The organism is Terrabacter sp. RAF57 (genome assembly GCF_052113925.1).
GTDB lineage: Bacteria > Actinomycetota > Actinomycetes > Actinomycetales > Dermatophilaceae > Terrabacter.
Genome location: NZ_JBFRDT010000001.1, coordinates 1 through 17,178 on the forward strand (window position 1 = coordinate 1; position 17,178 = coordinate 17,178).

Consider the following 17,178-nt stretch of genomic DNA (forward strand, 5'->3'; position numbering starts at 1 on the left):
TGCGACGCTCCTATGCTTCGTCAAGCACCTGTCGTGGTGTTTTCGAGTAGGCGATAGAGGTCGCGGGCGACGTAGCGGGCTAGGCAGCGTTTGATCTCTCGGCCGGTCTTGCCTTCGGCAGTACGGCGAGCGACGTAGTCGCGGGTGGCTGACTGGTACTGGATCCGGCTCTGGACCACGGTGTGCAGTGCGTTGTTGAGCTGGCGATCGCCGTACCGGTTGAGCCGATATCGGGTGGTGACTTGGCCACTGTTCGCCGGGATCGGTGCGACGCCGGCGAGCATCGCGAACGCCGCCTCGGAGTGAACACGGCCGGGGTGGGACCAGGCGCACAACACCGTGGCAGCCACAATCGGACCGACGCCGAACTGCTCGAGCAGGTCAGGACGCCAGCTGCGGATGATGGCCACGATCGCCTTCTGCAGCGCCCGTGCCTCCTTCAGCATCGCGTGCGCGCGACGAGCCAAGGTCCGCAGCGCCACCACGGTGCTGGCCGTCTCGGTGTCCCAGGAGGCGTGCACTCGCAGGTTGGCGGCGGTGTTGAGCATCGCGGCAAGCTTCTGGCCGCGGAACCTAACGCGGATGGGTTCGGGTGCTGCGATGACCAGGGCGAAGACCTGCTGCTGCGCCTCGGTGGACGCATTGATCGCGGAGCGGCGAGCAGCCAAAAGCACTGACAGTGCTTGGCGTTCGCCCCCGGTGCGAGGAGTTCCCAACCGCGGTCGAGCCATCGCTTCACGCGCAGCGCGGATCGCATCGAGCGGATCGGTCTTCGCGCCGTTGCGACGCGCAGCACGCTTCGGACGATCCAACTCGATGACGATCTCCGACATTTCCAGCAGGTGACGACTCAGACCGGCGCCATGACCGCCGGTCCCCTCGATCGCCCAAGCCCGCAACGTCGCGTGGTTGTTGGCGAACTCCACCAGCTCGGCATAGCCCTCCGCTGTCGCCTCGACGGTGATCTCGTCGAGGACACCACCAGTCGCAGCATCAACCACCGCCGCGGAGTGGGTGTGGACGTGGGTATCGACGCCGATGACGACATCGACCACCTCGCGCAGATCGGTCAGACTGTTCATGCGTTCTCTCCTTCGCCGGACGGGACGTGGTTCCGGTCCGGGACGGAGGCTCGGCAGGACTGTGATGAGACACATCCGGCGCCTCTAACGCCAGATGGTCAAGCTCCTGATCAGGCCAGCTCCTCCAACCGGGCCGGGACCGGTGACCACGAGCGGACAGGTCGCAACAAGGCACGAAGCCAGTCTTTCCGGGGGTCACACTCGCGGTCACCAACCACAGCCCAGCACCTTCAGGCTGCCTTGGCGATCCTCACAGTCTTACCGCCGAGGGCTCGCCGGTAGCGCACGCGACGGACTCATCAGAAGTCGCCAGAGCGGGTTGTCTGCAGCACGTAGTCGGCCACCGACCGAGGCTGTACGAGTGGCAGCAAGTGCCCACCCGGAAGGACGTCGACCTCGACGCCCAGACGGTCGCGAGCGATCCGGCGCTGCAAGCCAACCGGGAAGAAACGGTCGTCAGCGCCCACGAGGACACGGATCTTGACCGCTGGCCAGGCCGTGAAGTCACACACCGATTCAAACCCGACGTCGGCCTCGGCGCGCTGATACGGCTCACCTTCGGCGGCGACCTCGGGATCGACATCGTGCAGAAAGTACGTCGCTACGTCGAAGGGACCGTAGCCACCAGCGCGGGCTGCCTCCTCTTGGGCTTCGAACGCCCCGGTGTGCGCCCACCAGTCGAGCGCCGTATCGCCCGGATCAGGGATCATCGCGTTGACCAGCACCACCTCACGGACGGGCACCCGCTCGCAGACGAGCGGCACGGTGAAGCCTCCGAGCGACCCCGCGACGAGCACGACGTCCGAGCGTGAACCGACCGCGTCCACCACCAGCTCTGCGTAGCGGTGCAGGCCGGCGGCTTCGTCGTCGCCGGGCAGATCGACCGCGATCACTTCGTGCCCGGCCTCGAACAGGAACCTCGCGACTCGACTCCAGACCCACGCCGACCCGCCTGCTCCCGGAATGAGAACGAAGGTAGGCACACCTGACTGTAACTAGACCCATAGGTCTTCGCGTGACCGTCGCACGACTGCGTCCAACCGCCGCCTGTGGCGGGCATGCCGCAATGAGTGGCAGTTGAACGCTGGCGCTTGATCCCCGGGTGGTGCAACTGTTTCCTGGACGCTCCACCATGATTCGCGCGTCGGGAAGGAGCAGATGAGTGTTCGCACATGTGAAGCAGGTCGGATTCGTCGGCGTCAGCGACCTGGATGCCGCCGAGCGGTTCTACGGTGGCGTTCTCGGCCTCGATCTCGTCGACGCGCGACCGTTTGCGTTGGTCCACGACACGCCCACCGGCCAGCTTCGCATCACAGCGGTGGAGGAGGTCCGCACGGCGCCCTACACGGTTCTGGGGTGGATCGTCGCCGACCTGGACGGCGAGATAGACCGGCTCACCGCGGCCGGCGTCACCTTCAACCGCTACGACGGCATGGCCCAAGACGACCGCGCTATCTGGACCGCACCCGACGGCGCCCGGATCGCCTGGTTCCACGACCCCGACGGCAACAACCTCTCCCTGCAGTCCTGAGCATTCTGCGACCCGAGCGCCGCGCCGACGCCGGTGTGATCGGGGCGAGACCCTGACGCGCCTGGACACGGTCGGTCCACGACTTCCGGGTGCACCGGAAGCACCGGAAGCACCGGAACGTGGGCTCGTCACTGGCTCGGCGTCGGCACGAGCAGCGCTGCCACCGCAGGCGAAGCTCCGCGGCGCAGGGCCGCCAGGCAGCCGTCGTAGGGTCGGAGCGTGGAACCGGGACAACCGAGTCGGACGGCGGTCTTCGTCTGTCAGGGCCGTGCTGTGGCCGACGGGCGAGCCGGGGTCGAGCCGTTCGCCGACCCCGTCGCCGAGCGGCTGTTGTCTGATGCGGAGCTCAAGCCCGTCCGGCTGGCCCGGAGCGGTGAGCTCCCCGACGACGGTCGCGAACGGCTGGCGGTGCAGTCGGTCAGCGCCTGCGCCGCGGTGATGGCGCCGCGCACCGTGCTCATCGACGCCGCGGTGAGCAGGACGCTCGCGCAGAGCGGGAACTGGCAGGTCGTCCTTCTGGGGGCCGGGCTCGACGGCCGGCCGTGGCGCCTGGCCGCCTTGCGGGGGATCACGGTGTTCTCAGTGGACCACCCGGCATCCCAGGCCGACCTGCGCCGGCGTGCCGAGCCCCTTTCCTCGCCGCTCTGCGACCTGCGCTTCGCCGCCGTCGATCTGACCCACGAGCCGCTCGGTCCGCGGTTGGCCGCCGCCGGGCACGACCCGCTCCGGCCTACGGTGTGGATCTGGGAAGGCGTCATTCCCTACCTCTCGCGCGCGCAGGTCACGGCCACCGTCGACGCCCTCACCGAAGTCTCCGCCACGGGCAGCGTCCTTGTCGCGCAGTACCAGTCACGCTCGGTGTCGGCACAGGTCGGGCGGCGCGTGGCCGGACTGGCCTCCCGCCTGTCGGGTGCCTCGTCACCCTTGGCCGGCGAGCCCTGGCGGTCCCTGTGGTCCGAGCGACAGATCGCCCGGCTCCTGTCCGAGCGCGGCTGGGCCGTCAACAGCGATGTCAACCTCCTCGCGAGCACGGCTCGCTACGACACCCCGTACGGCAGTGCCGGGTCGCTCGCCAACGGTCGAGTCGCCGTTGCTCGTGCCAGAACGCGAGCCATCTGACAAAGCGGCGAGTCCGCCGGGAGGTCGCTGGGCGGACCCCCAAGGCCCGGTTTGTCGGCCCCTCCTGCCGTGGAGGCCACGCCGGTCCCGAGCCCTCGTCAGCTGACCTTGATCGTCAGGATCTTCGACGTGCCGGACGCGCTGGCGGTGGTCGCATCAGCGACGACGCGCACCTGCCACGTGCCGCGTGCATACTTCACGCCGGCCGAGACCTGACCGAGCGTGTTCGTGGCAGGTCTCGTGACGGTTCGCCACGTCGCTGTGCCCGAGGCCCTGACCTGTACCGAGACCCGTCGACCGGCACTCACCGGGTAGAGAGTCGCCTTGACAGGGTAGATCCGGCCGGCGACCCCCGTCGTGGGTACGCCTGCTGCGGTGACCTTCGCCGCGACCTTGCTGTAGAGCTGCGCAGACGTGGCCGAGCCGTTCCAGCCTGGCCGGGCCGCGACCACCGTGCGCCAGTAGGCGTTGTACTTCAGCACCACCGGGACTCGCACGCTGCCCGTGGACGTCGTCCGCGTCGACGTGACGGTCCGCCAGGTCGTGGACCCGGCCGTCCGCGTCTGCAGGGCGACGGGCACCCCCGGGAGCATCTCGTTGTTCAGCTGCTGCACGCTCATCGTCACGTATGCCGTCGCACCCGACGTTCCTGTCGTGGGCACACTCAGGGCTGTCCGGACAGCGGGGTCGACCCCGATGTTCACCGTCTTGGTGCGGGTCACCCCGTCGCTGTCGGTGAAGGTCAGCGTCACGGGGACGACGTGGAAGTCCGGGACCAGTCCCGGGTAGCTCCCGGGCAGGGACTTCAGCTGGATCGTCCCGGTCACGGCGAGGCACGAAGAGCTGCAGGTGCCCGATGCGAGAGTCGCGGCACCGGTGGGGGCAGCCTTCCACGACCGGATCTGCGGAGCCGGCGTGGCCGCTCCGGCGCGAGAGGTCAGCGTGAACGCGAGCGTCCCGGACGCGTTCTGCACGACCGGCCCGTTGACCGTCGTCGTCGCCGTCACACCGGCCGCCGCGACGGAGGTGGTCGACGTGGCAGTTGCGGTCCGCGAGTTTCCCTGCCAGTCCTGCGGTCCGGTCGTCTCCGTGTAGACGACCGACACCGCGTGAGCACCCGCCGCGAGCGGCTGTTCGTAGTCCCAGATGCCGCCGGTGACGGTCGGAGTAATGAGCGGCACCTTGACCTTGATCGTCGACGGGCAGACCGAGTAGCCCTCCGGGCTGACGGAGCAGTAGTCGGCCCAGGGGAAGGACTTGACGGTGCCGGCCGGCGACGCGGTGTTCCCGTCGAGGTACACGTCGACTCGCTTCGGTGCGAACGGCGACCAGTCCGGACCCACACTCACGGTGACCTCGGCCACCCCACCGGTCCAGCCGTTGGCCTGGGTGGGCGTTCGGGGGACGAGCCTGTCCGTGCGCGCCTCCGGCCCGGAGTAGTAGGTGACCTCGCGGGTGACGATGTCCGACGGCTTGCCCGCACTGTCGAACGCCACGAAGCGCAGCGTGTAGTGCCCGGTCGTGAGTCCGGTCGTCGGGATGCTCCCGGTGACGAGGGACTGGTGCTGGGCGTCCAGAAGCGTGCCCGGGAAGGAACCGCGCCAGCGCACGTCGGGGCCGAACAGGGTGGCCTCGAGCCGGTCGACGCCGGCCCCGTACGGGCTCACGTAGGCGGAGACCTGAATCGGGTCGGTGCCGACGACCGGCAGGCGCGTGTACTGGTCCTGCATGCCGGGCCACAGCTGCGGGCGCGCGTTGCCGACCTGCATCAGCTCGCTGGACGAGGAGGCACGCACGGTCGATCCGGACTCCGTGGTCCCGTCGACCGTGGCCTCCATCGTCGCGTAGCCGTCGGGCAGGCTCGTCTCGCCGGCGAGGGGGTCCGAGCCCGGGTCGATCCACGAGACCGTGTCGACCACGACGGTGACGTCACACTCGGGGGCGCAGGTCGTGGGGACGTCGCTGGTGCCCGTGCGTGACCGTGTCGCGTCGTTGAGGGCGGTGACAGCAACCGTCGCAGCGGTGGGAGTCACGCCCGATGCTGCGGTGACATGGACGACGACCGACTGCTGGCCGGACAGGACGTCGACGCCGGGGACCGGCGACGTGATCTGCGCCGACAGCTCCGCGGGCACCGGATCGGCGGTTGCCGGTGTGACGGCGAGCGTCGCGGACATCGTCAGAGTCGCCGCGACGGCGGTGGCGCGCGCAAGAAGGCGCATGGCGGTGGGTCCTGTTCGGCGAAGGGCGCCACCGGCACGACCGCCGCGGCGGGCTCATGCTAACCGCGCCGGCCGGCGCGGACGGACAAACCGCCACACGTTCCAGCGGCACCGTAGCCCCAACGGTCGAGGCGCCGTGGCTCGACTCGGAGCGCGATCGAGCTGACGTGCGGTGAGTCCGCTGGGAAGTCGCTGGGCAGAGCCCGCAGACGCCCCGGTTCGTCCACCGCACCTGCGTACCGTGGAGGCACCGCTCCTCCCTCCCGTGAAGGGGTCCGCACCATGACGGCACCGACCGCGGCTGCCACCGGCACCGCACGCACCGCCCGACCGGGCTGGCTGCCGCCCCGATGGCTCGTCGTCGCCGCCGTGCTCGTCCTCGCGGTCGTGCTGACCGACGCCGTGTCCCAGGCCGTCGTGCCCTTCATCCGCCGCGACGACTGGCCATTCCTTCTGCCGCCGCACACCCCCTTCGCGTCGAACGTCTACGCCAAGAACCTCTCCGAGGGCCGCTGGCTCAACTGGGCCTGGTGGGTCGGCATCGGCCAGCACAGCGCCCCGCTCACGGCGTCGCTGACGTACGTGACGGCATACGTCGTCTTCGTCGCGGGCCTGTGGCGCGTGCTGCGTCCGGTCGATCGCGAGCTGCACTGGGCGGTCGACGCGCTCCTCGGCCTCACGGTCTTCGCGTCGGCGCTCTGGGTGCAGCTGCTCTACTGGCCCGGGACCCTGACGCCGTCCGTCCTCATCGCGGCCACCGCGGTGTGGACGCTGCCGTGGGCCTCGCGCACGCGACCGAGGTTCGCGCTGTGGCTCCTGCTCGCCACCGTCCTGACGACTCTGACCTACCCGCCGGTGGGCGTCGTCCTCTTCCTCGCTGCCGTCGTCCAGATGCGCGCCCGCCCGTGGAAGGACGTGCTGCTGCTCGCCGGTGGCTACGTCGTGGCGTACGCCGTGGGCGTCGCCGTCATCTACGGCCTCAACGGCATCTTCTTCGGGCACCTCGGACTCAAGATCGCCGCGTGGCGACACCCCAACCCGCTCCACGACCTGCACACCCTGCGGGTCAACGCCGGCCGGTTCGCGCGCGAGGTGCTCCGCCTCGGGTCGGCGCTGTGGATCGCCGCCCTCGTCGGGATCGTCGCCGTCGTCGCCGCGTGGCTCGACCGCACGGTCCGGCCGTTGCTGCTGCGTCTGGTGGTCGGGCTCGCCGTCGTCGTCGCGCTGAGCGCAGCGCAGACCGTGGTCACCGGCGTCGTCACCGACCCGCGCGGCGAGCTCTGGGCGTGGATGGCCGTCCTCGTCCCGGCGGCCCTGCTGCTCGGTGGCGTCGGGTGGTCGCCCCGCATCGGGATCGCCTGCCTCGCCGCGCTCACGGTCTTCGGCGTCCTGACGTGGCGGGCCGACATCGGCGCCCACCAACAGACCCGGAGCGAGTATGCCGCCCTCGTCGACCGCGCGACCGCGCCGGGGCCGTCGGGCACCCGCCGCCCCGTCGTGCTCTACCAGGACCCGGCGCAGCGAGCCACGAGCAAGGGCTCGATCATGGCCGGCACGCTGCGGATGATGGTGCGCCAGGCCCAGGGCGGGGTCGTGCCGCGGTGGTGCGCGCCCGCGGAGTGCGTGCGCATCAAGGCAGCCGGGACCCAGGTCGCCGACCTCGGGACGGTCGTCGGCGTCGTCGTCCCGCCCCCACCGGCCTGGATCTGAGACCGGCCGGCGGGGACGCGTCGACTACTTGACGGACCCCGCCGTGAGGCCGCCGACGAGGTGCTTCTCGATGATCGCGAAGAGGATGACGACCGGCACGACGGCGATGACCGACGCCGCGAAGAGCTGGTCCCAGTGCTGCTCGTAGCCGGTGATGTAGGCCCGCATGCCGACGGTCAGCGGCTTCTTGTCGTCGTCGATCATGAGCGTCAGGGCCACGACGTACTCGTTCCACGCCGCGATGAACGTGAAGATCGTCGCGGTGACGAGGCCCGGCAGCGTCAGCGGCAGCATGACCCGGCGCAGGATCTGCCACCGGCTCGCGCCGTCGAGGGCCGCCGCCTCCTCGACCTCGAGCGGGATCGAGGAGAAGAAGCCGTGCAGGATCCAGATCGCGAAGGCGAGGTTGAACGCCGCGTTCGTGAGGATGAGGGCGCCGTAGGTGTTGATCATGTTGAGCTCGAAGAACTGCCGGTAGAGGCCGACGACGAGCGAGGTGGGCGCGAACATCTGGGTCACGAGCACGAGCAGCAGGAAGAGACCGCGCCCCGGGAAACGGTGCCGGGCCGTCATGAAGGCCGCGGGGATCGCGACGAGGATGACGATCACCGTCGAGCCGGTCGCGACGATGAGCGAGGTCTTGAGCCAGTTGAGGAACCGCTCGTCGCCGAGGATCTGGGCGTAGGTGTCCCACTGCCAGACCTTCGGCAGGATGCTCGGCGGCGTGCTCTTGACGTCGCTGCTCGTGCGCAGCGAGTCGAGCACCATGACGAGGTAGGGCGCGATGAAGACGAACGCGACCAGCGCGCCACCGATCGCCATGAGGATCCGCTTGCGCCGCTTGGGATCCCGGTTGTATGCCGTGGGCTCGCCTTGCGGCGCAGGCGTGCCCGCAGCGCTCGGCGCGGGGGCCGTCGTCGTGCTCATCGGCTCGTCTCCTCGCGCCAGTTGATGATCTTGAGGTAGATGCCGACGACGACGAGGATCAGCAGGACGTTGAAGATGCCCGCGGCTGCCGACATGCCCACGTCGTGCTCCTGGCTCTTGAAGGCCAGCTTGTACACGAACGTGATCGTCGTGTCGTGCAGGTAGCCGGGGTTGCGGTCGTTGAGGGTGTAGATGATCGGGAAGCTGTTGAAGACGTAGATGACGTTGAGCACCGTCGCGATCATGAGCGCCGGGCGCATCAGCGGGAGCGTGATGTTCCAGTAGCGCTGCCACGGGCTCGCGCCGTCGACGGTGGCCGCCTCCATGACGTCGTCCGGGATCGCACCGAGGCCGGCGATGAAGACGAAGATCGTGAAGGGCAGCGACACGAAGACGCCGACGACCACCATCGAGAACATCGTCCAGCTGTCGTCACCGAGGAAGTCGATGGGCGTGCCGATGACGTGCAGGCTCAGGAGGATGTGGTTGATGATCCCGTAGTTGTAGTCGTAGAGCAGGACGAAGAGCTGGCTCGTGATGACGAGCGAGGCGGCCCACGGGATGATGACGGCCCACCGGACGAAGCGTCGTCCCGGGAAGCTCTTCACGAGGAACTGCGCGAGCGCGAGGCTCAGGACGATCGTGATCGCCACGACCGCGACGACCCATACGACGGTGTTGCGCAGCACGGTGCCGAGGTCGGGGTGCTCGAGCACCTTGACGTAGTTGTCCCAGCCCGCGTCACCCTTGCGCAGCCCGGTGATGGAGTACTCGCCGCGCGAGGCGTCGAAGAGCTTGATCGCCGGGTAGAGCACGACGCCGAGGATGAGCGCGAGAGCCGGCGCGAGCCACAGCAGCGCGACGAGGGGGTGGACCTGGCCGATGCGTCCCGCACGGCGCCGACGACCGGCGCGGGACGGCATACGCGAACGACGGTCCCCCGACCCCGCCACGGGGGCGGGATCGGGGGACACCGTGGTGCTGTCGCTCATCGGGGCTGGTGCCTCAGCCGCCGCTCTCGGCGGTCCGCTGCAGACCGTCGAGGGTGGCCTTCGGGGAGCCGTTCATGGCGCCACCGAGGTTCTGCTGGACGGCGAGCTTGACCTTGTCCCACGTGGGGTCGTCGGTCGGCGTGAGCTTCGCGTTGGGCAGCGTGTTGAGGTAGACCTGCAGCGCCTTCTCGTTGGAGAAGTACGCGACGCCCGACTTCGTGACCGGGAGGAAGCCCTCGGCCTTGATGAAGGTGTTGACCTGGTCGGGGGTGTAGTAGAGGTTGTAGAAGGCCTTGACCGCCTTCTCGTTGCCCGGCTTCTTGAAGGCCATGAGGTAGTCGGTGACACCGAAGGTCTTGCTCTCGGTCCCGTCGTTGGACGGGAACGGCGCGACGGCGTAGTCGACCTTCTTGTCCTTGTCGAGGTCGGCCGCGAGCGGGCTGAAGCCGATGACCATGCCGGCGGTGCCGGACTTGAACAGGTCGAAGGCGTCGGCGCGGTTGGTGCGGGCCGGGTTGTTCTGCGTGACCTTCTCGTCGGCGAGCTTCTTGAGGAAGTCGAGGGTCGCGACGTTCTTGTCGGAGTTGATGACCCAGTTGCCGTCGGTCTTCCAGTCACCGCCGTTGTTGAACAGCCACATGGAGAACTCGCCCTGAGCCTCCTCGGGGCCGAGCGGGAGGGCGTAGCCGACCTTGCCGCCACCGAGGGCGGTGATCTTCTTGGCGTCGGCCTCGAGCTCGGTCCACGTCTTCGGCGGCGCGGCGATGCCGGCCTGCTGGAAGAGCGTCTTGTTGTAGAAGAAGGCGCGGGCCGAGGACAGGTCGGGGAAGCCGTAGAACTTGCCCTGGTAGGTGCCGTACTTGACGAACGTGTCGAGGATGTCGTCCTTGACGACGGCCGGGAGCACCGCGTCGGAGTCGTAGAGCAGGCCGTCCTTCGCGTAGCTGGCGTACGCGTTGAGGTTGAGGATGTCGGGGGCCTGGTTGTTCTGGATCATCGTCGATGACTGCTGGTCGATGTTGTCCCAGCTGACGACCTGCACCTCGAGGGTGTATCCGGTCTTCTCGTGGTACGTCTTGGCGAAGGCGTCCCAGAACGCCTTCGTGTGGTCCTTGGAGTACTCGGCCGCGACGAGCTTGATCGTCTTGGCCTCCTCGGCGGTGCCGCCGGCCGTGCCCCCCGGTGCCGTACCGGCACCTGTCCCTCCGCCGCATGCGCCGAGGGCGAGGCCTGCGATGGCCAGCCCCGCGACGACCACAGACTGCTTCGTCGACCTCATGTCTCTCCTTGGTTCGGTGCCGGACGTGGTGGCAACGTGATCACGCGCCGACCCGGTCACACAATTAGGCCAACCTAGAGGGGCGTCTTTGCCATCCGCAAGAGCAATTCTGACTGGATGTTCATCAATTCGATCACAATCACGCAAGGGGGCGTCGCTCGGTCAGACCTGGTGAATCTCGACACCGGCCTCGCGCAGCGCGTCCACCTCGTCGCGGTCAGCGCCCACCGTAGTGACGAGGTGGTCGATGCGCTCGGCGGGACAGATCGAGGCGAAGGTCCGCACTCCGAGTTTGTCACCCGTGGCGACGCAGATGACCTGTTTCGACCGTTCGATCATCGTGCGGATGATGGCGGCCTCCTCCTCGTGCCGGCACGTGGCGCCCTCGCGGGCCGACAGCCCGTTGACGCCGACGATGGCGACGTCGAGCCACAGCTGCTGGAGCACGAGGGTCGCGAGTGGGCCGGTCACCTCGTAGGACTCGGGCCGCGCGACCCCGCCGAGCGAGACGCACTGGACGTGCGGCCGGAGCACCGCCTCGGTCGCGATGTTGAGGGCGTTGGTGACGATCGTGATCTCGCCGTCGGCCGCGAGGTCCTCTCGCGCCGTGATGGCCCGTGACGTCGCGGTCGTCGTCGTGCCGCCGTTGAGGCCGATGACCTGGCCGGGCAGGACGAGCGCGGCCGCCGCCTCGGCGATCCGCGTCCGGTCGTCGTCGGCCATGCTGCTGCGGTAGCGGTAGGGCAGCTCGTAGGCGACCGACGTCGCGACGACGCCACCGTGGTTGCGGGCCACGAGCTGTCGCTTGGCGAGCTCGGAGAAGTCTCGCCGGATGGTGGCCTCGCTGACGCCGAGCAGCTCGGCAGCCTCGCCGACGCCGAGGCGGCCGGTCGTGGCGAGGCGGTCGAGCATGATCGACCAACGACTGGCGCGGTTGCGGGCGAGATCGCTCTCTTCGGTCACGCGCTGACGATACCGCGCAGTTCGAGCAATGGACATGTGCATCTCTGCGCGTTTACGCTGTGTTTCGCGCAAACACAATCACCATCGTCACGGCGAGAGCCGTGTGACCGTCGAACCGTCGGGAGCCACCATGCCGCAGACCACGCACCTCGCCCAGGAGATCGCCACGCAGCCGGACGACTGGGAGCGCGTCGTCACGCGCCTCGACGACGTCGCGCGGCACCTCCCGCGCCCCGGTGAGCGGGTCGCGACGATCGGGTGCGGCACCTCGTGGTTCATGGGACAGGCGTATGCCGCCCGCCGCGAGGCGCTCGGCCAGGGCCCCACCGACGCGTATGCCGCCTCCGAGCACCAGCTCGCGCGCGGCTACGACCGTGTCGTCCTCATCAGCCGCTCCGGCACGACGACCGAGGTCATGGCCGTCGTCGAGGAGCTGCGCGCCTCGGGCACGCCGCACGTGTCGATCGTCGCGACGGCCGGCACCCCGGTGGCCGAGCGCTCCGACGCGACGGTGCTGCTCGACGACGTCGACGAGCAGAGCGTCGTGCAGACCCGCTTCGCCACGACGACCCTCGCGCTGCTGCGCGCCTCGCTCGGCGACGACCTGGGTCCGGTGGCCGAGCAGGCCCGAGCCGTCCTCGCGGAGGACGCGTCGGCGGCATACGGCCACCTCGCGCTGGCGGAGCAGGTCACCTTCCTCGGGCGCGGCTGGTCCAACGGCATCGCCAACGAGGCCGCGCTCAAGCTGCGCGAGTCGGCACAGTTCTGGTCGGAGTCCTACCCGGCGATGGAGTACCGCCACGGACCGATCAGCATCGCGGCGCCGGGGCGGGCCGTGTGGGCCTTCGGTGAGGTGCCGGAGGGGCTGCCCGAGCAGGTGCGCGCGACCGGGGCCCACTTCGAGCACCGCGACATCGACCCGCTCGCCGACCTCGTGCGCCTGCACCGGCTGTGCCTCGGCAAGGCCGACGCCGCCGGCCTCGACCCCGACGCGCCCCGCAACCTCACGAGAAGCATCGTCCTCACCTGACACGTCGAGAGGCCAAAGTCTGCGGGTCTCGGCGACTCGAGAGGCCAAAGTTCGCGACGCACTTTGGCCTTTCGACGTGCGCCCACCCGCGAGCTTTGGCCTCTCGACGGTTTGACGAGCGGCCAGACGTGGCCTTTCGACGGTTAGTGGAGGGCTAGGAGCTGCATCAGGCGGGCGGCCTCGTCGGTGACGGCGTCGCGGGCGGCGCCGAGGTACTTCCTCGTGTCGACCGTCGGCGACGCCTCGAGCCGCTCGGTCATCGCCCGCGTGAAGACCTGGTTGAGGTGCGTCGCGATGTTGACCTTGGTCATCCCGGCCCGCACCGCGGCCACGAGCCCCTCGTCGGGCACCCCGGACGAGCCGTGCAGCACGAGCGGCACCGGCACCGAGCGGCGCAGTGCCGCAATGAGATCCGTGTCGAGCTGCGCCGTGCGGTCGGTCATCGCGTGGCTGCTGCCCACGGCCACCGCGAGCGCATTGACGCCCGTGTCGGCGACGAACCGGGCCGCGTCGTCCGGGTCGGTGCGCACGCCCGGCGCATGGACGCCGTCCTTGCCGCCGACCTCCCCGAGCTCGGCCTCGACGCTGACCCCGGCCGCGCGGCAGAGCTCGACGACACGACGGGTCACGGCGCGGTTCTCGTCGTCGGGCAGCGTCGAGCCGTCGAACATCACCGACGTCAGCCCGAGCCGGACCGCCTCCTCGACGAGCGAGACGTCCTCCGCGTGGTCGAGGTGGACGACGACGGGCTGCGCACACGCGTCCGCGATGGCGAGCGTCGCCGCCGCGATCGGTGCGAGCGCGCCGTGGTAGCGCACGCAGTTCTCGGAGATCTGCATGACGACGGGTAGCCCGACGCGCTCGGCCGCCGCGGCGTAGGCCTCGGCGTGCTCGAGCTGGATGACGTTGAAGGCCGCCACGGCACGGCCGGCGGCTGACGCCTCGGCGAGCAGGGGCGTCAGGGCTGAGCGGGTCACAGACGGATCTCCTCGATCTCGACGGTGGGGAGCAGACGGGTGACGTCGGCCGGGTCGACGGCGCCGGCGACGGGTTGGAGCACCGCCGCGGCCGACCAGGCGACGCCGCGACGCAGGACCGAGGCCCACGCCTCGGGACCCTCCGGCAGGTCGCCGTCGCCGTCGAGGTCGGCCGCGAGCGAGGCCGTCAGGGCGTCACCCGCGCCGGTCGGGTTGCCCGAGAGCGGGCGTGGCAGGTGGGCCCGGAGGGCGACGTCGTCGTGGACGAGGACGAGGCCGTTCGTGCCGTCGCTGATGATCGCGGCACGGGCGCCGGCCGCCACGAGCGCGCGGGCGGCCCCGGGCACGGACGGCACCTCGCCGCGGCCCAGCCCGGTGAGGGTCTGGGCTGCCTCGACCCGATTGGGCTTGACGAGGTCAGGCCGCATGGCGAGGGCGCGCGACAGGGGAGCGCCGCTGACGTCGAGGACGACGCGGAGACCGGCCTCGTGGGCCAGGCGGGTGACCCGGCGGACGAGGTCGGGGGCGGTGCCCGGCGGGAAGCTGCCCGACACCGTCAGTGTCGACGCCTCAGGGGCGAGCGCTTCGATCTCGTCGGCGACGCGGTCCCACACCCGCTGCGACTGCCCGATGCCGGGCTCGTTGAGCAGGGTCACCCGGCCGCTCGCCTCGACGACAGCGACCGACCGGCGCGTGGGGCAGGGTGACGGGACGAGCCGGTGCGGCACCCGGCGGGCCCCGAGGTCGGAGGCGAAGAGGTCGAGGTCCATCTCGCCGACGGGCGCCACCGCGACGGACCGGCAGCCCATCGACGTCAGCACCGCAGCGACGTTGAGCCCCTTGCCGCCGGCACGCTCGCTGACAGAGGCGACGCGGTGGGTCTCGCCGAGCGCGACGAAGGGGACGGCATACGTGATGTCGAGCGCCGGGTTGGGCGTGAAGGTGACGATCATCGACCGACGAGGTCCAGGGCGATGGTCGCGGCGCCGAGCGAGCCGGCGCGGTCGCCGAGGGCGGCGCCGCGGACGGCGACGTCGTCGCGACCACCGAGGCGGGCCGTGAGGGCTGTGCGCAAGGGCTGGAGCAGGGTGTCGCCGGCGTGGACGAGCCCGCCGCCGATGAGGACGAGCTCGGTGCCGGCGGCTGCCACGACAGGGGCGACCATGATGGCGAGCGCGTCGATGGCCTCCTGCCAGATGCGTCGGGCCTCGGGCTCCCCGGCCTCGGCGCGGCGGGCGACCTCCTCGGCGTCACCGACGAGCCCGGTCGCCTCGGACCAGCGGCGCCCGATGGCGCCGGCGCTCGAGAGCGCCTCGAGGCAGCCGCGCTGTCCGCACGCGCAGAGCGGGCCGTCGGGCACGACGACGATGTGGCCGATCTCGCCGGTCCACAGCGAGCCGGTGACGAGCTGGCCCCGGCAGAGGATGGCACTCGCGAGACCCGTGCCGAGCGGCACGAAGAGCACGTTGTCGGCCTCGCGCGCGGCTCCGAGGCGGTGCTCGGCGAGCAGCCCCGAGCGCACGTCGTGGCCGATGGCGACGGGCACGTCGACGTGGGCGGCGACGCTGCCGCGCAGGTCGAGGTCGCGCCAGCCGAGGTTGGCCGACCACACCCCGATGCCGGTCACGTCGTCGACGAGCCCGGGCACGGCCACCCCGACGGCGAGCAGGTCGACGGCCTCGTCGACGCGGGCCGTCAGCTCGACGACGGCCTCGGCGGCGACCTCGCCGAGCTGGTCGCCGACCTTGTCCGGCGTCGGGCGGACGGCCTCGGCGAGCACCTGGCCGTCGGGGGTCACGAGGGCCGACTTGATCCGGGTGCCGCCGACGTCGATCCCGACCACTGCTTCGCGCATCACGACGCGCATTCTATGAGCATTACTGCACGGTTGAACACCTGATCGAGCACATTTGGACACTTGAGTCGCAGCGCGGGCACGCCGCACAGCCTGCCACTCGCAGCCCTGCGCCGCTCGCGAAGTCGCTCACCGCAGGTAGAGGGCCCGGGCCGGGCACAGCTTCACCGCCGTGTCGGCCGCCGCCCTGCCGTCGTCGCCGACGACGCGGTCGCCCGCGACGACCGGGTAGCCCCACTCGTCGAGGGTCACCCCCGCGAGCAGCTGCGCGCAGACGCCGTGCCCCGAGCAGGCGACACGGTCGACGGCCAGGCGCCGCTCGCGGACGAGCCCGAGGCGTCGGCGCGTGTGGTCGGCTCCGTCCTGGGTCGCGCGCTCTGCGGGCACGTCAGTGAGCGTGGACATCGGTCCTCTTCGGGGGTCCGCGCGCGTCCGCGGCCTACCGGATCGGCTGACCGCGCGGGGCCTCAGGCGTCAGGGGCTGCGTCTGGTGCTGCGTCCGGTGCTGCGTCCGGTGCTGCTTCCGGGGCTGCTTCCGGGGCTGCGTCGGGCCCGGCGCCGTGGCGGGCGAGGAAGGCGGCGGCGGCGTCGGCGACCTCTCGCCAGCCGCTGTCGACGACGAGCGAGTGCCCACGCCCCGGGATCTCGATGATCTCGGTGGGGGCGGGGTTCTTCAGCTGACGCTTGTAGGAGGCGTGCGCGATGGCCCACGGCACGATGTGGTCCTTCTCGCCGCTGATGACGAGGAGCGGGCCGCGGTCGGGGTTGTCGGTGTCGACGCTGGCCTCGGTGCGCGGGTTGAGGTTCGCCGTGGCGGCCTGGAAGAGCGGGCGGCCCGGCGCCGCGACGGGATACGTGCGATAGAGGTCGGCGGCCTCCTCGGCGCTGACGGCGTTGGCGAAGGCGTAGCGGTACTGGTCGAAGGTCAACGAGACGTGCCGGTTGTAGTTGGCCGGGTTGGTGAGCACGGGAGAGCTCGCGCGCAGCGCCGAGACGGGGAGGGGCAGCACGCCGCGGAAGGGCGCGGGGTCGACGGCGACGGAGGCTCGGGCGAGACCCTGACCGGCGAGCTTCTGGGTGATGAGGCCACCGAAGGAGTGACCGATGACGACCGGCTCGCGGTCGAGCAGGCGGATGACGTCGGCGACGTGGTCAGTGACCTGGCCGACGGTCTTGCCGGCGAAGACCTCTGGGTGGGCGCGGGCCTCCTCGACGGTCTCGGGGTCGTCGGGCCAGCCGGGGGCGAGCGTGGCGTAGCCGAGGGACTCGAAGTGCTCGCGCCACGCGTCCCAGCTGCTCGGGAGCAGCCACAGGCCGTGGACGAAGACGACGGGCTGGCGGCCGCTCGCGTTGGCGGCCTCGACCTGGGCGCGCTCGGTGGCGGTGATGACGGAGGTGGCGGCGGGCGTGGCGGGTGGCGTGGTGCTCATGGTGTTCTCCCGTGCGGTGAGGGGGCGGATGGGTCCAGCAGGCAGAACGATCGTTCTACAG

General features: G+C 70.4%; 16 protein-coding genes. 4 read left to right on the top strand and 12 right to left on the bottom strand.

What is annotated here, in order from left to right:
* Positions 1-20: 20 nt before the first annotated feature.
* On the bottom strand, positions 21-1,082 hold the full coding sequence (locus tag AB4Y83_RS00005; protein ID WP_442295634.1) for an IS110 family transposase: 1,062 nt from the start codon (positions 1,080-1,082) through the stop codon (positions 21-23).
* 299 nt (positions 1,083-1,381) lie between these two features.
* Entirely contained in the window at positions 1,382-2,065 is a 684-nt protein-coding gene (locus AB4Y83_RS00010; RefSeq protein WP_442295635.1) for an alpha/beta fold hydrolase, read from the bottom strand.
* A gap of 179 nt (positions 2,066-2,244) precedes the next feature.
* Between AB4Y83_RS00010 and AB4Y83_RS00015 the strand changes: the two genes are divergently transcribed.
* Together AB4Y83_RS00015 and AB4Y83_RS00020 are read left to right on the top strand one after the other, a co-directional pair.
* Positions 2,245-2,613, top strand: a complete 369-nt coding sequence (locus AB4Y83_RS00015; protein WP_442295636.1) for a VOC family protein — start codon at positions 2,245-2,247, stop codon at positions 2,611-2,613.
* Between the two features lie 219 nt (positions 2,614-2,832).
* Positions 2,833-3,732, top strand: a complete 900-nt coding sequence (locus tag AB4Y83_RS00020; protein WP_442295637.1) for a class I SAM-dependent methyltransferase — start codon at positions 2,833-2,835, stop codon at positions 3,730-3,732.
* Positions 3,733-3,830: 98 nt separating this feature from the next.
* Here the strand turns inward: AB4Y83_RS00020 and AB4Y83_RS00025 are convergent, their stop codons facing one another.
* Positions 3,831-5,954 carry a hypothetical protein gene (locus AB4Y83_RS00025; RefSeq protein ID WP_442295638.1) on the bottom strand — a complete coding sequence of 708 codons (2,124 nt, stop codon included), beginning with the start codon at positions 5,952-5,954 and terminating at the stop codon, positions 3,831-3,833.
* A gap of 282 nt (positions 5,955-6,236) precedes the next feature.
* Between AB4Y83_RS00025 and AB4Y83_RS00030 the strand changes: the two genes are divergently transcribed.
* On the top strand, positions 6,237-7,664 hold the full coding sequence (locus AB4Y83_RS00030) for a hypothetical protein (protein ID WP_442295639.1): 1,428 nt from the start codon (positions 6,237-6,239) through the stop codon (positions 7,662-7,664).
* A 24-nt stretch (positions 7,665-7,688) separates the two neighbouring features.
* Here the strand turns inward: AB4Y83_RS00030 and AB4Y83_RS00035 are convergent, their stop codons facing one another.
* The 4 genes from AB4Y83_RS00035 to AB4Y83_RS00050 form a co-directional block, all read right to left on the bottom strand.
* Entirely contained in the window at positions 7,689-8,591 is a 903-nt protein-coding gene (locus tag AB4Y83_RS00035) for a carbohydrate ABC transporter permease (RefSeq protein WP_442295640.1), read from the bottom strand.
* A complete protein-coding gene (locus AB4Y83_RS00040; protein ID WP_442295641.1) occupies positions 8,588-9,583 on the bottom strand; it encodes a carbohydrate ABC transporter permease in 996 nt (331 codons plus the stop codon). The genes AB4Y83_RS00035 and AB4Y83_RS00040 overlap by 4 nt, the downstream gene beginning before the upstream one ends.
* Before the next feature lie 13 nt (positions 9,584-9,596).
* Positions 9,597-10,862, bottom strand: coding sequence for an extracellular solute-binding protein (locus tag AB4Y83_RS00045; RefSeq protein WP_235508550.1), 1,266 nt, complete (start codon positions 10,860-10,862; stop codon positions 9,597-9,599).
* A gap of 162 nt (positions 10,863-11,024) precedes the next feature.
* Positions 11,025-11,825 carry a DeoR/GlpR family DNA-binding transcription regulator gene (locus AB4Y83_RS00050; protein ID WP_442274410.1) on the bottom strand — a complete coding sequence of 267 codons (801 nt, stop codon included), beginning with the start codon at positions 11,823-11,825 and terminating at the stop codon, positions 11,025-11,027.
* Between the two features lie 130 nt (positions 11,826-11,955).
* On the opposite strand from AB4Y83_RS00050, the gene AB4Y83_RS00055 reads away from it, so the two are divergent.
* A complete protein-coding gene (locus AB4Y83_RS00055) occupies positions 11,956-12,855 on the top strand; it encodes an SIS domain-containing protein (RefSeq protein ID WP_056780888.1) in 900 nt (299 codons plus the stop codon).
* 143 nt (positions 12,856-12,998) lie between these two features.
* Here the strand turns inward: AB4Y83_RS00055 and AB4Y83_RS00060 are convergent, their stop codons facing one another.
* From AB4Y83_RS00060 to AB4Y83_RS00080, 5 genes are all read right to left on the bottom strand, one after another.
* Positions 12,999-13,832 carry a class II fructose-bisphosphate aldolase gene (locus tag AB4Y83_RS00060; RefSeq protein WP_442295642.1) on the bottom strand — a complete coding sequence of 278 codons (834 nt, stop codon included), beginning with the start codon at positions 13,830-13,832 and terminating at the stop codon, positions 12,999-13,001.
* Positions 13,829-14,785 carry a 1-phosphofructokinase family hexose kinase gene (locus tag AB4Y83_RS00065; RefSeq protein WP_442295643.1) on the bottom strand — a complete coding sequence of 319 codons (957 nt, stop codon included), beginning with the start codon at positions 14,783-14,785 and terminating at the stop codon, positions 13,829-13,831. Before AB4Y83_RS00065 ends, AB4Y83_RS00060 begins: the two co-directional genes overlap by 4 nt.
* Positions 14,782-15,687, bottom strand: coding sequence for an ROK family protein (locus tag AB4Y83_RS00070; RefSeq protein ID WP_442274619.1), 906 nt, complete (start codon positions 15,685-15,687; stop codon positions 14,782-14,784). Before AB4Y83_RS00070 ends, AB4Y83_RS00065 begins: the two co-directional genes overlap by 4 nt.
* Before the next feature lie 129 nt (positions 15,688-15,816).
* Positions 15,817-16,092, bottom strand: a complete 276-nt coding sequence (locus AB4Y83_RS00075) for a ferredoxin (protein ID WP_442295644.1) — start codon at positions 16,090-16,092, stop codon at positions 15,817-15,819.
* Between the two features lie 62 nt (positions 16,093-16,154).
* Complete coding sequence (locus AB4Y83_RS00080) at positions 16,155-17,117, bottom strand: alpha/beta hydrolase (RefSeq protein WP_442295645.1); 963 nt, start codon at positions 17,115-17,117, stop codon at positions 16,155-16,157.
* Positions 17,118-17,178 lie beyond the last annotated feature (61 nt).